The 18,305-nt window shown below is 69.9% G+C and carries 17 protein-coding genes; 9 read left to right on the plus strand and 8 right to left on the minus strand.

Going from position 1 to position 18,305, the window contains the following annotated elements; all coding sequences use genetic code 11:
- Window positions 1-116 precede the first annotated feature (116 nt).
- From ACZ6Z4_RS25780 to ACZ6Z4_RS25790, 3 genes are all read left to right on the plus strand, one after another.
- Complete coding sequence (locus tag ACZ6Z4_RS25780) at window positions 117-1,040, plus strand: hypothetical protein (protein WP_465569352.1); 924 nt, start codon at window positions 117-119, stop codon at window positions 1,038-1,040.
- 39 nt (window positions 1,041-1,079) lie between these two features.
- Window positions 1,080-1,388, plus strand: coding sequence for a hypothetical protein (locus ACZ6Z4_RS25785; RefSeq protein WP_270134663.1), 309 nt, complete (start codon window positions 1,080-1,082; stop codon window positions 1,386-1,388).
- 274 nt (window positions 1,389-1,662) lie between these two features.
- Window positions 1,663-1,854: a hypothetical protein gene (locus ACZ6Z4_RS25790; protein ID WP_465569354.1), complete on the plus strand. Its 192-nt coding sequence runs from the start codon at window positions 1,663-1,665 to the stop codon at window positions 1,852-1,854.
- Between the two features lie 296 nt (window positions 1,855-2,150).
- On the opposite strand, the gene ACZ6Z4_RS25795 is transcribed toward ACZ6Z4_RS25790, so the two are convergent.
- Genes ACZ6Z4_RS25795 through ACZ6Z4_RS25805 form a run of 3 tightly spaced genes read right to left on the minus strand, consistent with a single transcriptional unit; the run spans window position 2,151 to window position 8,244 of the window.
- The gene (locus ACZ6Z4_RS25795) at window positions 2,151-6,647 is read right to left on the minus strand and encodes an FtsK/SpoIIIE domain-containing protein (protein WP_465569356.1); all 4,497 of its coding nucleotides are present in this window, start codon (window positions 6,645-6,647) and stop codon (window positions 2,151-2,153) included.
- On the minus strand, window positions 6,638-7,714 hold the full coding sequence (locus tag ACZ6Z4_RS25800) for a hypothetical protein (RefSeq protein ID WP_465569358.1): 1,077 nt from the start codon (window positions 7,712-7,714) through the stop codon (window positions 6,638-6,640). The genes ACZ6Z4_RS25795 and ACZ6Z4_RS25800 overlap by 10 nt, the downstream gene beginning before the upstream one ends.
- Window positions 7,711-8,244, minus strand: coding sequence for a sigma-70 family RNA polymerase sigma factor (locus ACZ6Z4_RS25805; RefSeq protein ID WP_465570194.1), 534 nt, complete (start codon window positions 8,242-8,244; stop codon window positions 7,711-7,713). Before ACZ6Z4_RS25805 ends, ACZ6Z4_RS25800 begins: the two co-directional genes overlap by 4 nt.
- 252 nt (window positions 8,245-8,496) lie before the next feature.
- Here ACZ6Z4_RS25805 and ACZ6Z4_RS25810 point away from each other — a divergent pair, with 252 nt between their 5' ends.
- From ACZ6Z4_RS25810 to ACZ6Z4_RS25820, 3 genes are all read left to right on the plus strand, one after another.
- Window positions 8,497-9,489, plus strand: a complete 993-nt coding sequence (locus tag ACZ6Z4_RS25810) for a ricin-type beta-trefoil lectin domain protein (RefSeq protein WP_465569359.1) — start codon at window positions 8,497-8,499, stop codon at window positions 9,487-9,489.
- Window positions 9,490-9,616: 127 nt separating this feature from the next.
- The gene (locus tag ACZ6Z4_RS25815) at window positions 9,617-10,594 is read left to right on the plus strand and encodes a ricin-type beta-trefoil lectin domain protein (RefSeq protein ID WP_465569361.1); all 978 of its coding nucleotides are present in this window, start codon (window positions 9,617-9,619) and stop codon (window positions 10,592-10,594) included.
- A 132-nt stretch (window positions 10,595-10,726) separates the two neighbouring features.
- A complete protein-coding gene (locus ACZ6Z4_RS25820) occupies window positions 10,727-11,662 on the plus strand; it encodes a ricin-type beta-trefoil lectin domain protein (protein ID WP_465569363.1) in 936 nt (311 codons plus the stop codon).
- Here ACZ6Z4_RS25820 and ACZ6Z4_RS25825 read toward each other — a convergent pair.
- Complete coding sequence (locus tag ACZ6Z4_RS25825) at window positions 11,659-12,573, minus strand: 1,4-dihydroxy-2-naphthoyl-CoA synthase (RefSeq protein ID WP_465569366.1); 915 nt, start codon at window positions 12,571-12,573, stop codon at window positions 11,659-11,661. The two genes, ACZ6Z4_RS25820 and ACZ6Z4_RS25825, sit on opposite strands and share 4 nt — an antisense overlap.
- Before the next feature lie 15 nt (window positions 12,574-12,588).
- Window positions 12,589-13,602, minus strand: a complete 1,014-nt coding sequence (locus ACZ6Z4_RS25830) for a LacI family DNA-binding transcriptional regulator (RefSeq protein WP_465569368.1) — start codon at window positions 13,600-13,602, stop codon at window positions 12,589-12,591.
- Between the two features lie 145 nt (window positions 13,603-13,747).
- On the opposite strand from ACZ6Z4_RS25830, the gene ACZ6Z4_RS25835 reads away from it, so the two are divergent.
- Window positions 13,748-15,709, plus strand: coding sequence for a Xaa-Pro dipeptidyl-peptidase (locus ACZ6Z4_RS25835; protein WP_465569370.1), 1,962 nt, complete (start codon window positions 13,748-13,750; stop codon window positions 15,707-15,709).
- A 238-nt stretch (window positions 15,710-15,947) separates the two neighbouring features.
- Here ACZ6Z4_RS25835 and ACZ6Z4_RS25840 read toward each other — a convergent pair whose 3' ends face one another.
- Window positions 15,948-16,220 (minus strand): hypothetical protein, encoded by a 273-nt coding sequence (locus ACZ6Z4_RS25840; protein WP_465569371.1) that lies wholly within the window; start codon window positions 16,218-16,220, stop codon window positions 15,948-15,950.
- A 77-nt stretch (window positions 16,221-16,297) separates the two neighbouring features.
- On the opposite strand from ACZ6Z4_RS25840, the gene ACZ6Z4_RS25845 reads away from it, so the two are divergent.
- Window positions 16,298-16,879: a helix-turn-helix domain-containing protein gene (locus tag ACZ6Z4_RS25845; RefSeq protein WP_465569373.1), complete on the plus strand. Its 582-nt coding sequence runs from the start codon at window positions 16,298-16,300 to the stop codon at window positions 16,877-16,879.
- The gene (locus ACZ6Z4_RS25850; RefSeq protein WP_465569375.1) at window positions 16,876-17,331 is read left to right on the plus strand and encodes a hypothetical protein; all 456 of its coding nucleotides are present in this window, start codon (window positions 16,876-16,878) and stop codon (window positions 17,329-17,331) included. The genes ACZ6Z4_RS25845 and ACZ6Z4_RS25850 overlap by 4 nt, the downstream gene beginning before the upstream one ends.
- 209 nt (window positions 17,332-17,540) lie before the next feature.
- Here ACZ6Z4_RS25850 and ACZ6Z4_RS25855 read toward each other — a convergent pair whose 3' ends face one another.
- Window positions 17,541-17,942 carry an arsenate reductase ArsC gene (locus tag ACZ6Z4_RS25855; protein WP_465569377.1) on the minus strand — a complete coding sequence of 134 codons (402 nt, stop codon included), beginning with the start codon at window positions 17,940-17,942 and terminating at the stop codon, window positions 17,541-17,543.
- Window positions 17,939-18,298, minus strand: coding sequence for an ArsR/SmtB family transcription factor (locus ACZ6Z4_RS25860; RefSeq protein ID WP_465569379.1), 360 nt, complete (start codon window positions 18,296-18,298; stop codon window positions 17,939-17,941). The genes ACZ6Z4_RS25855 and ACZ6Z4_RS25860 overlap by 4 nt, the downstream gene beginning before the upstream one ends.
- Window positions 18,299-18,305: the final 7 nt, after the last annotated feature.

The raw sequence follows: 18,305 nt of genomic DNA on the forward strand, positions 1-18,305 counted from the left end.
CAGACCACGCACGGGAGCGCCGCCAGGTTCAGATTCGGGGCCCGGAAAACTTTTCTGAACCGTCCGCGCGGTTGCGGCGTGGACTGGGTGAGACCGATCGAACCGCGGGAGGGTCGATGCCGGACAGACTCAAGATGAACTACAACCTGCTGAACGACGCCAAGCGGGATCTCCACGAGCTCGCGGAGAACCTGATCCCGTCGATGGACGACGCGGTCTTCCAGAACCTCGGCGACGGCACCGGCGACTCGGTGCTGGGCAGCAGCGAGATCTCGTCGGCGGTCTACTCCCTGCACTCGAACGCGAAGTACACGATGGGCAAGGCCAAGGACGGCCTGACCAAGCTCGGCGACTCGTTCGGCTCGGTCGGTGAGGCGTTCCTGCAGTTCGACGCCGAGATCGCGCAGGGCATGAGCGCCACCAACAGCAACCTGGCGCTGTCCAACTGGCAGCGTGACAAGGCGCAGTGGGACCACTACCAGGCCCACAAGGACGAGTGCGTCGGCGACAAGCAGCCGGACTTCTGCAGCGCCACCGACCCCGGTGCGGCACCGCCGCTGGACCAGACCATCGTCACCGACCGGGGCAACATCAACACCCATCTCACCCTCGATGACAAGGGCAACGTCATCAAGGAGGAGACCACCGTCACGTACGACGGCAAGACGTACACCTCGGTCACGACGTACACCGACGACCGGCACACGATCGTCACCGACAGCACCTACCCCGACGGCAGCACGGTGCACAACGACACCAAGCTGCAGGAGGACGGGAGCTCCCACAGCGTGTCGACCAGCACCGACACCGACGGCAAGAAGGACACCACCGAGACCAGCATCAACGCCGACGGCAGCGGCACCCAGAAGGTGACGAACTCCGACGGCACCACCGAGGAGTACACCCGCGGCGCCGACGACTGGCGCGGCACGAACGCCCCGTGGGTGAAGGTCGAGAAGCCGGCCGACGGCTCCGACGACCACCACACCGCGGACCGCCCGCCGCCCGGCGGGGGCGGCTCCGGCCGCAAGATCGCCTGACCCGTCCAGCACACCCGACCGAACAGAAAGCGACTCACCATGGCGTACGACGGCATCAACCTCGACTACGGCAAGATCGTCGAGGTCTGCAACCTGATGACCAACGCGCACGACCAGATCTCGCCGATGATCGAGAACCTCCGCACCCGGGTGAACACCCTGGTCGACGACGGCATGGTCTTCAAGCAGTCCAGCGAGGTCATCCGCAACACCTACAACAACTTCGACACCTCCCTGAAGGCCGCCGTCAAGGGCATCCAGGACTTCTCCGACATGTTCAAGTCCATCAAGGAGAACGCCGAACAGTTCGACCAGGGCATCAGCGCCAGCCTGAACCAGTCGAAGTAGCACCAAGCAACGATCGAGGGCCCCGGAGAGATCTCCGGGGCCCTCGATCGTTGACAAGAAAAGCACAAGAAACAAAAAGAAGAGAAATACAGTGGCGAAGGTCGCCTGTGGTGACCGAAGTGCCCGACCACCGGTTGTCGAATTGCTGAAACAGCAGGAACCGGAATTTGCTCCCGCCCCCGGGATGGATCAAGATCGCGGGAAGACACCGCCGGGCGGGCCAGGACAACACGCTGTCCTCAAGGCACACTACGAACGCGTCGGCCCAGGTCCGGTGGCCTACCTCGACGAGACCTACCACCTGGGCAACGACGGCCGGCCGCGCTTCTACGTGATGGCGGCTGTGGTCGTTCTCGAACCCGACCGTGATCCGCTGCGGTTCGACCGCTCGGTGCGAGCGGGACTGATCGCCTCCGACACGATTTCCGAGTCCGCGACGCTGGCAGCGGTCTGCCCGGGCACCTAGCACCTGCTGCGGCTGCCAGAGTTGCTTGCGCCTCGCGTCATCGAACCGCCCTGGAAACAGCAAACCCCCGGCTGCCGTAGCTACACCGAGGGCCAACCTGACTCACGAACCCGAGGGCAAGAAGCCGAAGTCTTTGCTGCTGACCAGGATAGAGCCAGCATCAAGCGTTGCACGAAATCAGTAGCAGCAGGGTCGTCGACCTCAGCCTAGGCACCCAGCTCAGCCACAGACGACCCACTCTATCTCTTTGTCTTTTCTCTGTTGTCTTGTCTTTGTCCTTGTTCTGTTTCTGGTTCTCAGACACTCAATGTCGTCAGGGGGACCTGGACTGCTAGGGGTGTCGAGCCCGGGCCTGTTGTCCAGGCCCGGCCCTGTTTCGGGGTGGCCCGGGTGATGTTGTGGGAGAGGCGGACGCCGATCAGGTCGCCGTCGCCGATGGAGCGGGGTTCGATCAGGAGGCCGCGGCGGGCTCGGCGGGCGGCTGTGGGCCAGCCGCCCATGCCGGTCTGGAAGCCGTCGGTGCTGGCGGCGAAGACCAGGCCGGTGCCGTTGTCGCGGCCGGAGACGACGATCTCCTTGAGCAGCTTGTCGGCGGCGGCCATCATCACCAGGTCGGCGTCGTCGATCATCACGACCTTCGGGCCGGGGATCCGGTCCAGGGTGGCGCGGAGCAGGTCCTCGCCGGGGTCGGAGCCTTCGAGCAGCACCACCTGCGGGTGGTGGGCGAGCATCCGCAGCTGCGTCTCGCGCGGCGTGATCAGCACCAGCGACGTACCGCCCGCCAGCAGCGAGACCGCCAAGCAGGACAGCGTGTTGCTGCGGCCCGACCCAGGCGGACCCAGTACGGCGAACGACGACGCGACGCCGGCCAGGTCGACGCCCAGCGCGCCACCCTCGTCACCACCGAGCCCGATCAGCCCCCACTGCGCACGCCGGTCCTCGGCCGCCACCATCTCGTACGCCGCGGAGAACTCCACCGACGACGGCAGCTCGGCGATCGCGAACGGGCGCCGGTCGGCCGGTACCTTCGCGTCGCGTTTGCGCGCCTCGACGGCGATCTCGCGGATCGCGTCGACCTGCTCGGTGCCGCCGCCCTCGGCGAGGATCGCGATCTGGGTCTCGGTCCCGGTCAGCACGTGCCAGCCGCGGCCGGGGATCACGTTCGCGGGCACCTTGGTCAGCCGCAGTCCGGCCGCCTGGTAGTCGGTGCGATCGGCCTGCCGCAGCAGCAGCTTGTGGTCGTTGTGCGACGACAAGCGTCCACCGAGCAGCGACCGCTCCGACGACGCGACCACGTGGATCCCGACGCCGGCGCCCTCACGCAGCAGCCGGATCACGTCCTGCAGCAGCTGCCCCTGGTCGTGGTCGTCCAGCATCGTGGACAGCGCGTCCCAGCCGTCGATCATCACCAGGATGTGCGCCGGCCGCTCGGCCTTCGGCACCAGCTTGCGCAGCTCGGTCAGCCCGGTCGCGTTGTACTTGCCGGCCAGCTCCTGGCGCTCGGTGAGCTCCTGGTTCAGCCGGCGCAGGACGCGACTCATCCGCTCCATGTCGTGGCGCGAGACCACCGCGCCGCAGTGCGGCAGCGTCTCCAGCACCGCCAGCCCACCACCCGCGGCGTCGATGCCGTAGATGTGCAGGTCCGCGACACTCAGGTTCTTGGCCGCTGACCCCGCGAGCGTGCGCAGCATCTGCGTCCGCCCCGACCGCGGCGCCCCGATCACGTAGAGATGCCCGAAGGTCTCGAAGTCGACGCCCGCCACCCGCTGCTGCTGCAGCGCGGGCAGGTCCTCCAGCGCGTACGGCGCGAACAGCTTGCGGTGACTCGTGTCCGGCAGGTCCGCCAGCAGCAGCTGCGCGCGCAGCGCGGGCTGCCAGGGCTTCGGCTGTACGGCGTAGTCCTCGAGCCGTGCCGCCGCCTCCTGGACCGCCTCGACCAGCGCGGTCAGGTCGGTCGCGGCCACCGCGGTCGGCGTACTGGTGCCTTCGGCAACGACAGAGTCGTCGCGGGCCACGGCCTTGCCGAGCGACTCCCAGTCGAGCTCGGTGACCTCGACCTTGGCCGGCTCCGGCGGGCCCTGCTCGATCAGGTCGTCGCCGCGGTTGCGTTCCGCGCCGACCCAGCCGGTCTGGAACAGGTCGGCCAGCCGCGGGCCGCGCCGGATCAGCGCCCGGCCCGGGATCGCGGAGTTGATCGAGGCGGCCTCGTTGACGTCGACGATGTCCTGGCTCTCGGCCTGGTCGGTGACCCGGAGCGCGATCCGCAGGTTTGTGTTGGCCCGGATGTCACCGGTGACGACGCCCGCGGGCCGCTGGGTGGCCAGGATCAGGTGGATCCCGAGCGACCGCCCGCGCTGGGCGATGCTGATCAGGCCCGGCACGAAGTCCGGGATCTCGCGGACCATCGCGGCGAACTCGTCGATGATCAGCACCAGCCGCGGCAGCCGGCCCAGCGACGGGTCGACCGCGCGCTTGGCCTGGTAGTCGGGCAGGTCCTTCGCGTCGGCCGCGGCGAGGATCCGTTCACGGCGCCGCAGCTCGGCGTCCAGCGACTCCAGCACCCGTTCGACCAGGTGCGAGTCGAGGTCGGTGACCATGCCCAGCGTGTGCGGCAGGCCGGCGCACTCCTTGAAGGCGCTGCCGCCCTTGTAGTCGACCAGGACGAAGGTCAGCTCGTCCGGCCGGTTCACCGCGGCCAGCGACGCGACCATCGACTGCAGCAGCTCCGACTTGCCCGAGCCCGTCGTACCGGCGATCAGTCCGTGCGGGCCGTCGGAGACCAGGTCGATGGCGAACCGGCCGTCGAAGTCGGCGCCGAGGACGAACGTCGTACTGGCCGGACGGCGTTGCCAACGGCTCAGCAGTACGTCGGCCGTCGGCGGCTCCAGCTCGAGCTCGTCGAGCAGCTTGACCGTCTTCGGCAGACCGGCGTCGTGGTCGGGGCTGACGTCGCGGATCGGCGCCAGCGCCCGGGCGATCTGCTCGCACCACTGCGCCGTTACCTGGTCGATGCGCACGTTCTTCTGGTCCGGCAGACCGGGCCGCTTCACGGTCAGGACCTGCTGCCCGGTGGTGATCACCGCGCTGCACTCCTCCGGCAGCAGCCGCTCGTCGCGGTCGATGCAGACGTTGTAGACGCCGACCGCCGGCCCGTCGGTGAGCACCTGGATGAACCCCGGTACGTCGCGCAGCCGGCGCGCGCCGTCCGAGATCACGACGATCTCCGGGTCGTTCAGCGGCTGGCTCTTGCCGGCGGCCTCGATCCGGCGCTGCCGGCCCTGGACCTGCGAGATCAGCTCGGTCACGCGCGCCGTCGTACTGGCTTCGTCGTTGGCGATCATCACGGCGGCGGGCGCACCGGCCGGCCGCAGGTGCGGCAGCCAGCGGACCCAGGCCCAGTCGTCCATCCGGTCCGGCTCGGCCAGTACGACGATCCGCAGCATCCGCGGCGAGTGCAGGACCGCGGCCTGGATCACCATCCACCGGGCCAGCGCCCGCGCCTCGGCCTCCTGGCCGGCGATCCCGACGATGCCGTGCCCACGCAGCGGTACGGCGACCGGCGCGTCCGGGATCGTCCAGCGGATCGACCGGTGGTTCTCCTCGCGGCCCTGGTCGTCGAGCTCCTTGAGCGACGCCTGGTCGGCGGTCCCGACCCGGAGCAGCAGGTAGTCCGCGTCGCTGCGGCGGCGCTCCCACAACCGGCTGCCCGGCATGGTGGCCAGCTGCGCGATCCGGACCGGGTCCGGCGCGGTGACGTTGCGGATCACGCGTTCGCGGGTGACCGCGACGCTGATCTCCTCCTCCAGGGCCGCCTTCCGCGCGTTGTAGCGGCGGATCGCCTCCAGGTGCTCGGCCCGGTTGCTCTTGCGGCTGCTGAAGAAGTTCATTCCCATCATCATCGGGCTGAGCAGCGTGAAGATGAGGAAGTAGTAGGAGTTGAACAGTCCGACCATCACCATGCCGAGTACCACCGGCGCGAGCACGACCGGCCACGGGAACGGCCGCTTCTGCGGCGGGGCCGGCGGATTCGGCAGCCGGAGCTTCTCGTCGTCCAGGTGCGGTGCGATCCGCGGCGGCCGGTTGTAGTCGAGGCCGAAGCCGTCCTCGGACCGCCGAACCGCGGCGACCGCCTCGAGCGACCCGCTGCAGCGCAGCAGGACCGAGCCGACCGAGAGGTCCTCCTCCGGCGGCCACTCGTTGACCTGGCCGACCGGGGACTCGCCCGGGTCGACGGCCGGAGAGGGCGCCGTCGCCGACGGGTTCTCGACGTCCTCGACCCGGATCGCGCTGGTCGCGGCGTCGTCGCCGGGCGGGCCGATCCGCCGGCTCATCACCTTGCCGTGCGTCGACGCGGTCTGGTGCCAGGTCACCTCACCGGCCGGGCCGACGGTGACCCACAACCCACCGGTCGGTACGCCGGTGCCGCTGAGCCTGATCGTGCAGAGCGGGTCCGAGCCGATCTCGTGGCTGCCCGGGCCGACCCGCCAGATCCGCCCGGCCTCCGGGCCGGAGACCTGGTGCAGCTCGACGACCACGGGCGCCGGACCGGCCGGCAGCTGCAGCAGGTTCGGCAGCACAGCGGGCGCGCCGATGCCGAGCACGCCGCCGTCGCGGACGCCCGAGCCGGCCAGCGGCGCGGCGGCGTCGAGGCGCCGGCTTCCGGCGTACAGGGTCTGGCCGGGGCGGCCGAGGCCTTCGGCGAGTCCGCCGACGGACAGCCCGCGGGGCAGTTTCACGATCCGGTCGGTACGCCGTTCGTCCTGTCCCTCCACGGTGGTGAGGTTCAGTTCCACGATGGCGCCTTCCCGGTCGGTACGTCGGTCCGGCGGTCGTCGAGGACCGAGATTCCGGCCAGCCCGACCGGCAGGTCCAGGTCGGCCAGGTCGTCGGTGGGTGTCGCCGTGGGACTGGCCGGCTCCTGCCGGTCGAAGTCGTGCAGCGGCATCCGGCGGACCGATCGGGCCACGGCCTTGGCCAGCGGCAACGGGTCGATGTTCAGCCAGGACGCGGCGCCGTGCAGCCGCAGCCCCTGGTCGGCGGTCGCCTCGAGCAGGCGCGAGCTGCCGCGGGCCAGCCCGAGGCTGACCAGCCGGATCCCGGACGGCAGCGGCGCCTCCAGCGGCTCCGCTCCGACCACGAACCAGGCACCTAGCCGCCGGACCGCGTCGGTCAGCGGCATCCCGTCGTGCTTGTGGTGGATGCCGTCGGCAACCTCGACCGCGCCGACCGGGAGCCGGACGTCGAGCTGCGCGGCGAGCGCCTGGACGACAGCGCGCGCGGTCCGCGGTACGCCGTACACGGACAGCGACGAGGGGCCGGCCAGCAGGTCGAGCAGGATCGCACTCTTGCCGTCGGCACCGACCCCGACGCAGATCAGCAACGGCGGCTGGGCGTCGGCGCCCCCGGCCCGTCCGGTGTAGCCGGCGAGATCCGTGCGCTCGATCCACCACAGGCGTGGATCGGACTCGTCGCGCTCCCACGGCGAGGCCAGCGGCCGCTCGGAGCCGGGCCCAGCGACCAGTACGCCGATCCGCCGCTTCGTGAACGCCAGCGCGTACGGCACCATCGAGACCTCGAGGCCCGCCGCGTAGCTCATCGCCCGCTGCGCGTCCGACCAGGCCGAGTGATCACGCAGTACGCCGGCCAGGAACGTCAGCCGCCGCCGGTACCGGACCCGGGCCGCGATCGGGTCGGTGAACGCGTGCACCGTCCGGCTGGTCTCGCGGCCGATCCACCGGAACAGGCGCTTCCAGCCGCCGAGTCGGCGAACCAACAGGTTCAGCAGGACAAGCGCCAGCAGCACCAGGCCGGCGTATCCCAGCATCTGGCGCACACCGCCGCCGCCACCCATCGGGGTCATGCAGCGGCCTCGCCCCACCCGCGCCGCAACAGGTCGGCGCGCAGCGCGCGCACGGCCGTGTGGGTCCGCGACTTCACGGTGCCGAGCGGCACGTCCAGCGCCGTGGCGACGTCCTCGCCGGGCTGGCCGCCCAGGTGCACCCGGATGACGACCTCGCGGTGCGCCGTCGTCAGGCGGCTCAGGGCGTCGACCAGGACGCGGCGTTCGGTGACGTGGTCGGCCGGGTCCGGCGTACTGCCGGTGGTCTCGAACTCGCTGTGGCACAGGCCGATCGGGACCGCGCGGCTCTCCCGGCGGAGCAGGTCGACGACCAGGTTGCGGGCCACCCGGAACAGCCACATCCGGATCGGCCGGCTCTCCCAGTCCAGGTTCTCGGCCTGCTGCCAGGCGCGCAGCAGGGTCTCCTGGACGACGTCCTCGACGGCGTAGGCGTCCCAGCTGACCAGGCTCTTCACGTAGCGACGCAGCGTTTCGCGCTCGGCTAGGCAGAGCTCGATCGCGTGCAGCCGGCTCGGGCTGACGTCGTCGATGACCGGACCTCACAGTTCGTTCGGGGCGGGGCCCGGGCGTCCGGGCGGTGCTGCGGGGATTGAGTTCAGGACTTAAAGTTAGTTGAGGGCGCCACTACTGACAACGATGTTCCGTGAACAGCAAGTAACAGTTCGGCAGCCGATCGTCACAGATGAGCGGCACGCCGGTCGTGGTTGACTTCCGTCCCGGCGAGGGGGGATTCTCGGCGGGCCCGTCTTGCTCCTCATCCGTCCCCAAGCCCAGGAGACTACGTGCGGTCACAGCGCAGGCCCGGTGTTTCTCGCCAGAACGGCAAGATCTCGCCATCCCGGTTCGCCGGGACCTTCGCCCGCCGGCCCGGGGTGCCGCAGCTCACCCGGATGCCGGACCGGCGCGCCTGGACGACGATCGCACTGACCGCCGGCCTGGTCGGCGGGGTCGCGATCGCGATTCCGTTGCTCAGTCACCCTGGTTCGGAAAGCACCGCGGTGGCGGACGTTCCGGTCGCCTACCGGACGCCGGCCGGCCCGGTCACGCCGACGCTGACCCCGGCGGCGAACGCCGGAAAGCCTTCTCCTGGGGCGACTGTGACCGTGGTGAAGACCGTCACCGTCACCCGGCCCGGCGGTCAGGTGACCGTCCTGCGCCCCGGCGTGACCGTGACCTTGCCTCCGGCAACCATCACCGCACCGCCGCTCGCGGCCCGGACGGCGACCGCGACCACCACGTCGACGACCACCGCCACCGCCACCGCCACCGTGACGACGACCACGACGATCACCGCCGATCCGGGCAAGTCCGGCCTCAAGGCGAACGGCAAGCCCGAGGGTCAGCCCACCAAGCCGCCGGCCTCGGAGAACCTGCCGCCGCAGGGCCTGGCGGCGCCGGCCGCCGTACCGGTCCGGAACGACACCACCAACCGGTGCATCGAGATCAAGGACGGCCGCGGCCAGGACGGCACTCCGTTGCAGGTCTGGGACTGCGCGGGCGCCGAGCACCAGAAGTGGACCTTCCACCCCGACGGCACGGTCCGGTCGATGGGCCTGTGCATGGATCTGGCCTGGGCCAGAACCGACGACGGGACGACGGTCCAGCTGGTGAACTGCAACGGCGGCTGGGCGCAGAAGTTCACGCTGAACACTTCCCACGACCTGGTCAACCCGCAGGCGAACAAGTGCGTAACAGCCGACAACGCCGGGAACGGCGGTCGCCTGGTGCTGCGCACCTGCAGCGGCGCCCCCGGCCAGAAGTGGCACCGCGACTGACAGTTGCCTGAAGCAACGTGGCGGTTTCTCGCCACCGACCCGCGTTGACATCCGCCGGACCGACCGGCGATCGTACGACCATCTCGACGGGCCATCTCGGGTCCGTCCCGCGCCTGCTGGAGCCACCGTGCGTTCGGACCACAAGCCCGACGACCCGTCCCTGAACGATTTCGCGCGGAACTTCGCCCGGAACCCGACCCTGCCGAAGTTCGCGCGCCTGGGCGTGCGCGGCTGGGCGGCGATCGGAGCGACGCTCGTCGTCGCGGCCGGCGTCGTCGTCGCCGTACCGGCGCTCGGCCGGATCGGCGGCGGGGACGGTGCCGGAGGCAACGGTGACGACCAGTCCTCGCTGGCCGGCGGCCCGGAGCTCGGCGGCTCGTTCGGCGAGAAGAGCGGCGACAAGCCGCCGTCGGCGACGCCGACCGTCGTACCGTCGGCTCCTCCGGCCGGCAAGCCCGGTACGACGTACGTGCAGCGCCCCGGCGTCACCGTGACCCAGCCGCCGGCGACCGTGACGATGCCCGGCAAGCCCGGCGCGAACGTCACCACGACGCTGCCCGGCGGCGGCGCGACCACCAAGGCCGGGACGAACCAGCCGCAGAAGCCGGTCCAGCCGGCCAAGCCCGGCGCCGACGCGACGACCGACGCACCGGCGAAGCCGCCGCGCACGACCGCGACCAGCAACCCGCCGCAGATCCAGAACGCGCCGCGCGTCACCTCGGTCCCGGTGCAGAACTACAACACCAACCGCTGCGTCGACGTGAAGGACGCGCAGAGCGGCACGGCCAAGGACGGCACCGCCCTGCAGCTGTGGGACTGCGCCAACAGCACCAACCAGAAGTGGGCGTTCTACAGCGACGGCACGGTCCGCTCGATGGGCCTGTGCATGGACCTGGCCTGGGCCAGCACCAGCGACGGCACGCAGGTCCAGCTGGTGAAGTGCAACGGTGGCTGGGCGCAGAAGTTCACGCTGAACGGCGCGCACGACCTGGTGAACCCCCAGGCCGACAAGTGCGTCACCGCCGACGGCACCGGCAACGGCGCCCGGCTCACCCTGCGCTCCTGCAACGGCACGTCGTCGCAGAAGTGGCGGAAGAAGAACTGAGTTCACCTCGGCGGGTGTCGAATACTCGCCGCCCTCCAGCTTGATCCGGACCGATCCGATCGGCAATGGTCGAGATGTGCCCCACCATCTCGGCGGGTCGTCGGGACCCGTCGCACGCCCACAGGAGCAGTTGTGCGATCGGACCACCTTGCCCAGTTCACCCAGCGCCTTCGGCGGCTCAGCGGACGGCTGAAGCTGCCGGAGAACGCCGCGCGGCCGTCCGCGCGGGCAATCGCGACCGGTGCCGTCGCCGCGGTCGCGGTCGCGGCGATGGCCGCTGCCGTCCCGTTGATCGGCCAGGTCAACGGTGGCAGCCGACCTGCGGCGGCTCACGACGTACCGGTGTCGCAGGTCGTCACCAGCGACCCTTCCGGCGGGCAGCAGGCGGACGCGCCACCGGCGACGCCGACCAACGGGCAGGTGCCCCCGGTCACGCCTGGCAAGCCGCCGGTGCTGCAGCTGCCCAAGCCTCCGGTGGTTCCCCCGGCCGGGCCGCCGCCGGTGCAGAACGTGCAGCTTCCGTCAGGCGGCGGCCACCAGGTGGGCTCGGGCGGCGGCGGTGGGACCGTCGAGCCGCCCGCGCGACCGCCGGTGAAGAAGCCCGCGGCACCGCCGAAGCACGTCACGACCCCGCCGAAGAAGCCCACCCCGCCGAAGCCGCCGGCCAAGCCCCCGGTGCAGACCCGGACCGTGTCCCTGGTCAGCACGGGTGAGCTCCGCAACTACGACACCAACCGATGCGTCGACGTGAAGGACTCGCTCACCCGCGCGAACTCCGGCACCCGCCTGCAACTGTGGGACTGCGCCGGCACCGGCAACCAGCGCTGGGCCTTCTACTCCGACGGCACGATCCGCTCGCTCGGCCTGTGCCTGACCGTCTCCGGCGGCGCGATCACGGACTCCGGCTGCTCCGGCAGCTCGGCCCAGAAGTTCCGCCTCAACTCCGCCCACGACCTGGTGAACATCGCCGCCGACCGCTGCGTCACCGCCGGCGGCACCGGCAACGGATCCCTGCTGTCGCTGGGCTCCTGCAACGGCTCGGCGCGCCAGAAGTGGTACAAGAACTAGAACGCGTACGGGTACGGCGACCAGTCGGCGGGCCGCTTCTCCAGGAAGGAGTCGCGGCCCTCGGCGGCCTCGTCGGTGCCGTAGGCCAGCCGGGTCGCCTCACCGGCGAACAACTGCTGGCCGACCAGCCCGTCGTCGACCAGGTTGAACGCGTACTTCAGCATCCGCTGTGCGGTCGGTGACTTGGCGCAGATCTTCTTGCCCCACTCCAGCGCGACCTGCTCCAGCTCGGCGTGCGGGACGACCTTGTTCACCATGCCCATCCGGAACGCGTCCTCGGCGGAGTACTCGTCGCCCAGGAAGAAGATCTCGCGGGCGAACTTCTGCCCGACCTGCCGGGCCAGGTACGCCGAACCGAAGCCGCCGTCGAACGACGCCACGTCCGCGTCGGTCTGCTTGAACCGCGCGTGCTCGGCCGAGGCCAGCGTCAGGTCCGCGACCACGTGCAGGCTGTGCCCGCCACCGGCGGCCCAGCCCGGGACAACACAGATGACGACCTTCGGCATGAAGCGGATCAGCCGCTGCACCTCGAGGATGTGCAGCCGGCCCGCGCGCGCCGGGTCGATCGACTCGGCGGTCGTGCCCTCGGCGTACTTGTAACCGTCCTTGCCGCGGATCCGCTGGTCGCCGCCGGAGCAGAACGCCCAGCCGCCGTCCTTGGCCGACGGCCCGTTGCCGGTGATCAGCACGCAGCCGACGTCGCTCGACATCCGCGCGTGGTCGAGCACGCGGTACAGCTCGTCCACCGTCTGCGGCCGGAACGCGTTGCGCACCTCGGGCCGGTTGAAGGCGATCCGCACCACCCCGGCGTCGACCGCGCGGTGGTAGGTGATGTCGGTCAGGTCGAAGCCGTCGACCTGCTTCCACGCCGACGGGTCGAAGATCTCGCTGACGTTCACGGGCTCGGTCACCCGGCCGAGCATATTTCAGGCCCTGGTGGTGCTCTCCCGCAGCACTACCTCGGGCGCGTAGGTCTCGGTCCGCGGGTCGCCACCCTCGATCGCCAGCTCCAGCGCCCGGCGGCCCATCTGCTCCAGCGGCAGCCGGACCGTGGTCAGCCCCGGCCAGACGTCCCGCAGCGTCGCGATGTCGTCGAACCCGGCGACGCCGAGCCGGCCCGGTACGTCGATCCCGCGCTGCCGCAGCGCCGACATCGCACCGACCGCCATCACGTCGTTCACCGCGAACAAGCAGTCCAGCCCCGGCTCCCGGTCCAGCAGCTCGGTCGCCGCCGCGTGGCCACCGTCACGGGTGAAGTCACCCGGCTGCGACGCCACCGGCTCGAGCCCGGCCTCGGCGAGCCCGGCGACGAACCCGTCCTTGCGGTCCCGCGCCGTCGCCAGCTCCTCCGGCCCGGCCAGTACGCCGAACCGCCGCCAGCCCTGACCGACCAGCTCACGCGCCAGCTGCGCCGCGCCCGCCCGGTTGTCCGGCTCGATCGTGTGCGCCGGCATCCCGGCCTGACTGACCAGCGCCAGCCCCGCGCCCGACCCGAGGAACGACTCGATCTCGTTCGCCGTACGGGCCAGCTGGTCGGCGTCGGTCCGCCGGGAGCCGATCATCACCGCCGCGCGGGCCCGCTGGGCGCGCAGCGACGACAAGTAGGCGATCTCGCGTTCGGCGTCGCGGAACGTGCTGGCCATCATCACCAGCAGGTGCCGCTCGTCGGCGGCGCGCATCACGCCGTTCGCGATCGCCGCGAAGTACGGGTCCTCGATGTCGTGCACCAGGATGCCGACCACGTTCGTGGACGACTTGGCCAGCGCCTGGGCCTGCGCGTTCGGCGTGTAGCCGAGCTCCGCGGCCGCCTCGCGGACCCGCTCCTGCAGCTCCGGGCGTGGCACCCGGTCGCCGCCGTTCAGCACGCGGGAGGCGGTCGCGACGGACACACCTGCCCGCTGCGCGACGTCCAGCAATGTCACCGGCGCTCGCAGATTCACTGGCCACCCACCTTCCTTTGGCTCCCCCCGGGTGGCGGTCACCCTATCGGACCAGTGGTGTCGATCACGCTGAGTGCCCGGGAAGTGCCTGGGAATGTCGCCAGAGCCTGGCTTCTCGGCGGACGAGTGACTAGCCTTCCGAGCCATGACGACCGTCCGCGCCAGGGTGACCGTCCTGGCCTCGTCCACCCTGCTCTGCCTCGTTGCGGTGACCGGTACCTCGACGGCCGCGCCGGCTCCCGACGGAGCGCCCAGCCCGTCCGCCGACGTCGCCGCGCCCGCGCTCGAGGCGAGCCTGGCCGGCGGCGTACCGGAGCACGTCGACACCAAGACGAAGAGCACCAAGCCGGTCTACGACTACGCCGGCGCGATCCGCGAGTCGGTCTACGTCGACACCCGGATGGACACCGACTCCGACGGCGTCGACGACAAGATCGCGGTCGACATCGTCCGCCCCCGCGAGACCGACGCCGCCGGCGTCCGGATCCCGGTGATCATGGACGCCTCGCCGTACTACTCCTGCTGCGGACGCGGCAACGAGAGCGAGAAGAAGACCTACGACGCGGACGGCGTCATCCAGAAGATGCCGCTGTACTACGACAACTACTTCGTCCCGCGCGGTTACGCCGTCGTCGGTGTCGACATCGTCGGCACCGGCCGCTCCACCGGCTGCGGCGACGTCGGCGGCGAGGACGAGGTCGACTCGGTCGTCGCGGTGATCGACTGGCTGAACGGTCGCAACACGGCTTCTCTGGCTGATGGCTCGCCTGTGCGTGCCTCGTGGACGACCGGCGCCGTCGGGATGATCGGCAAGTCGTACGACGGGACGCTGGCCAACGCGGTCGCCGCGACCGGCGTACGGGGGCTGAAGACGATCGTGCCGATCTCGGCGATCTCCTCCTGGTACGACTACTCGCGCTCCGGCGGCGTCCCCTACTCGGTCGACTACATGCCCTGGCTCGGCGCGTACGTCGGCCACGACACGCCCGCGTGCGACGCCGTACGGGCCGATCTCGGCGAGTCCGACGACGACGAGACCGGCGACTACACCCGCTTCTGGGCCGAACGCGACTACGTGAAGGACGCCCGCAACATCAAGGCGTCGGTCTTCGTGACCCACGGGCTCAGCGACTACAACGTCCAGACCAACCACTTCGCGCAGTGGTGGGACGCTCTCGCCAAGAACCGCGTGCCGCGCAAGATCTGGCTGGGGCTCGAGGACCATGTCGATCCCTTCGAGTTCCGGCGCGACGAGTGGGTCGACGAGCTGCATGCATGGTTCGACTACTGGCTTCAGGGTTTGTCCAACGGAGTGATGCGTTCACCGCAGGCTTCCGTGGAGGTCGCCCCCGACGTGTGGCGCTCCTACGCTTCCTGGCCCGCTGTCTCGCGGACCGTCCCCGTCCCCCTGGCCGCCGGCAAACTAGGTGCCTACGGCAAGGGAACCGTGACCGTCACCGACGATCCCTCTTTGACGGAGGACACGATCGTCGCGACGCCGACGGAGGAGATCGCCGGCCGCCAGATGTTCCTCTCCGCGCCGCTCCCCGCAACCATCCGCCTCAGCGGAACGCCCACCGTCACCCTCCGCGTGAAGGCCGACTCCGAGACCACCCCCGTCACCGCCCGCCTGATCGAGTACGGCGACGCCGAGCGCTACACGGGCATCCGGCGTACGTCTCAATCGACCTGCGAAGGCGAAAGCACCGAGTACGACGACTCCTGCTACTTCACCGTGGAAAAGCTCACCGCGCCGTCCGACCACGGGATCGTCAGCCGGGGTTGGATTGATGCCGCCCACAGCTCTTCTTTGGCCCACCCCAAGCCTCTAGTGCCTGGCAAGTGGACGACGGTCACCGTGCCGCTGCGCGCCCAGGACGAGGTCATCCCCAAGGGCCGGACCCTCGGCCTCGCGGTGACTTTGTCGGACACCGAGTGGACGACTCCGAACGACACGGGCGCGACGGTCGACATCGACCTCGCCCACAGCCGGTTGAATCTCCCTGTCACCGCAGGCAAGGTCCCCGCGCCTTCGAAGGTCGTTCCCCTCGATGTGGACATCACCACGCCGACTCAGCGACCCAACCTCCACGATCCCCTCGGCTAGTTTCATTCCCACGCGGGGCGCTATGGTCGCTCCTTCGTCGCGACCTACGCACCCCGCTCCCACCCACCCTGAGTGCGGGCTAGCGCCCTGGGGTGCGGGCTAGCGCCCTTCAAGTGCGGGCTAGCGCCCTCAAGCGACGGCAGGTGGGCGCACGCCTGTGTGAATCCGATGCGCGCGAGTAGCCGGACGCTGGCGGCTGGCGCAGCACAGCCCGGCCGCCCTCAGCGGGCGATCGCGTCTACCGCACCTCGGTCAGCGTGAAGCTCCCAGCAGGCGTCAACGCGTTCACCAGGACCATCACCGTGCTGTCATCCGGAAAGCGAAGCTCGAACGCCTCGTCGAACTCGCACAGGGCTGCGACCTCCACGTACTCCTCGGCCTGCGCGAGCTCTCCCGTCGCCGCCCATCCCTGCTCGTCGACCGAGATGCTCACAGACACCGCGAACGCGCCCAGGCACGTCAAACGGTTCGCCCACCACTCGAGCCTCGCCGCGGTCGTCACTGAGTCCATGAGGCGATCCTGGCACGCACCGGTGCCTAACCGGAGCACCTCGCGTATTATCTGATCAGATAAGGGAGGGTGGCGAGATGGACAGAGACAGCCAAGCGGTCATCGACCAACTGAATGCCTCCCTCGCCGAAAGCGGGCTGTCGCAAGCTGCGTTCGCGACAGCCCTCGGGACGTCCAGCTCCCGCTTCTCCACCTATCGGTCAGGGAAGACGAAACCAACCGCCCAGTTCTTCGTCAGGGCAGGTCGGATCGCTCGAGCGCTGCACGCTGCGCATGAGTACCGGATCATGACTGCACCCTCCACGGCGGCTGCGATTCGTGAGGCGAGTGATGAGGAATGGGCGTGGCGGATGTTGCTGCAGGGACGGGACCATCTGCGATTGCTGTTGCGTCGCCACGACGGCTCGGACGCGGCCTGGGAGGCTGCGCCGGGGACCACTGGGCAGGCGGGATTCGACACACTGCTCGCCGTTCTGACTGCGCGCGAGTTCGAGGCAGCGGGTGAGGAACCGCCTGAGTGGAGCAGCGTCGAGGCTCTCCCAGAGCCGTGGGTTCCCGAGCATCCGTTCCTGGACCATGACGAGATCGTCGAGCAGACGCCGGACTACCTCGCACGCTTCAACGTCTTCGTTCCCGCTCGTGACCTGGTGACCGCGTGAGCAGCGGACAGAGCGAGTTCACTGCCGCAGAGATCGTCGACCTCCTGACGGAGCTCGACCAGCGGCTGAAAGCACGCGGTGTCACAGCATCGGTGTTCGTGGTCGGCGGCGCCGCGATCGCCGTCACGGCGGACGGCACGTCGCGCCGTACCGAGGATGTCGACGCGATCACCCGCGACCAGCCGGTGATCGACGAGGCTCGTGCGATGGCCGAGAGCCGGAAGTTGCCCGAGGACTGGCTGAACACTCAAGCCGGGCCGTGGATGCCGCCGCTGCCCGAAGGCGCTCTGCACCACAACGACAACCTGGCTTGCGCATCACGTACGCCAGTGACGAGTTTCTCCTGGCCACCAAGCTCATTGCTCAGCGTCGCAAAGACGCCGGCGACATCGTCTCGCTCGCGCGGCGTCTGCACCTGGAGAACGCAACGGCCGACGATCTCGAGCAACTGATCCGGCGCTACTACACTGACGAGGACGCCCTCGAGCTCATTGTCGGGGGCAACGACGTCAACGGCGAGCTCCGCTTGCTGTCAGTCCATGCGGAGCGACTGCTGGCATCCCGCCGTCGGCCTGCACCGACGACCGACGTACCGGCACCTGGACGCCGGGTCGCGCCTCGCCAGGATCGCTCGTCGTCACGCGAGTGGAGCTAGCGGCGCTCAGCCCTGCTGGAGCTTGTGGATGAGGGTCTGGACGCGCATCCGGATCTCGTCGCGGATCTCGCGGACCACCTCGATCGGCTGGTCGGCGGGGTCGGTGAGGGCCCAGTCTTCGTAGTGCTTGCCCGGAAAGATCGGGCAGGTGTCGCCGCAGCCCATGGTGATGACGGCGTCGCTGTCGCGGACTGTCTCGGTTTTCAGGAGTTGGGGTACGGCGGTGGTGATGTCGATGCCGACTTCGTGCATGGCTTCGACGGCGACCGGGTTGAGGTGGGCGCGGGGTTCGGAGCCGGCGGAGCGGGCTTCGATGGTGTCGCCGGCGAGGTGGCGGAGCCAGCCGGCGGCCATTTGGGAGCGGCCGGCGTTGTGGACGCAGACGAAGAGGACGACCGGCTTGGTCACCGGGCGGCCTTGGCCGGGATGGTCAGCAGGGACGCGATGTGGTGCAGGGTTTCGGGGACGGGCCAGTAGTAGACCCAGGTGCCGCGGCGTTCGCAGTCGACCAGGGCTGCTTCGCGGAGGATCTTCAGGTGGTGGGAGATCGTCGGGCCGCTCACTTCGAAGTGAGGGGTGAGGTCGCAGACGCAGGTCTCGCCGTCGGACGCGGCGATGATCGACAGCAGGCGAAGGCGGATCGGGTCGGCCAGCGCCTTGAACAGAGCCGCCCCTTCGGCCGCCCTGGCCGGATCGAGCGCAGCCTCGGAGATCGGCGTACAGCAGCCACCGGCCGACGGCGAGGCGGTCTTCTGTTTCGACATGCGTCTA

Source organism: Kribbella sp. NPDC104740, assembly GCF_055583505.1.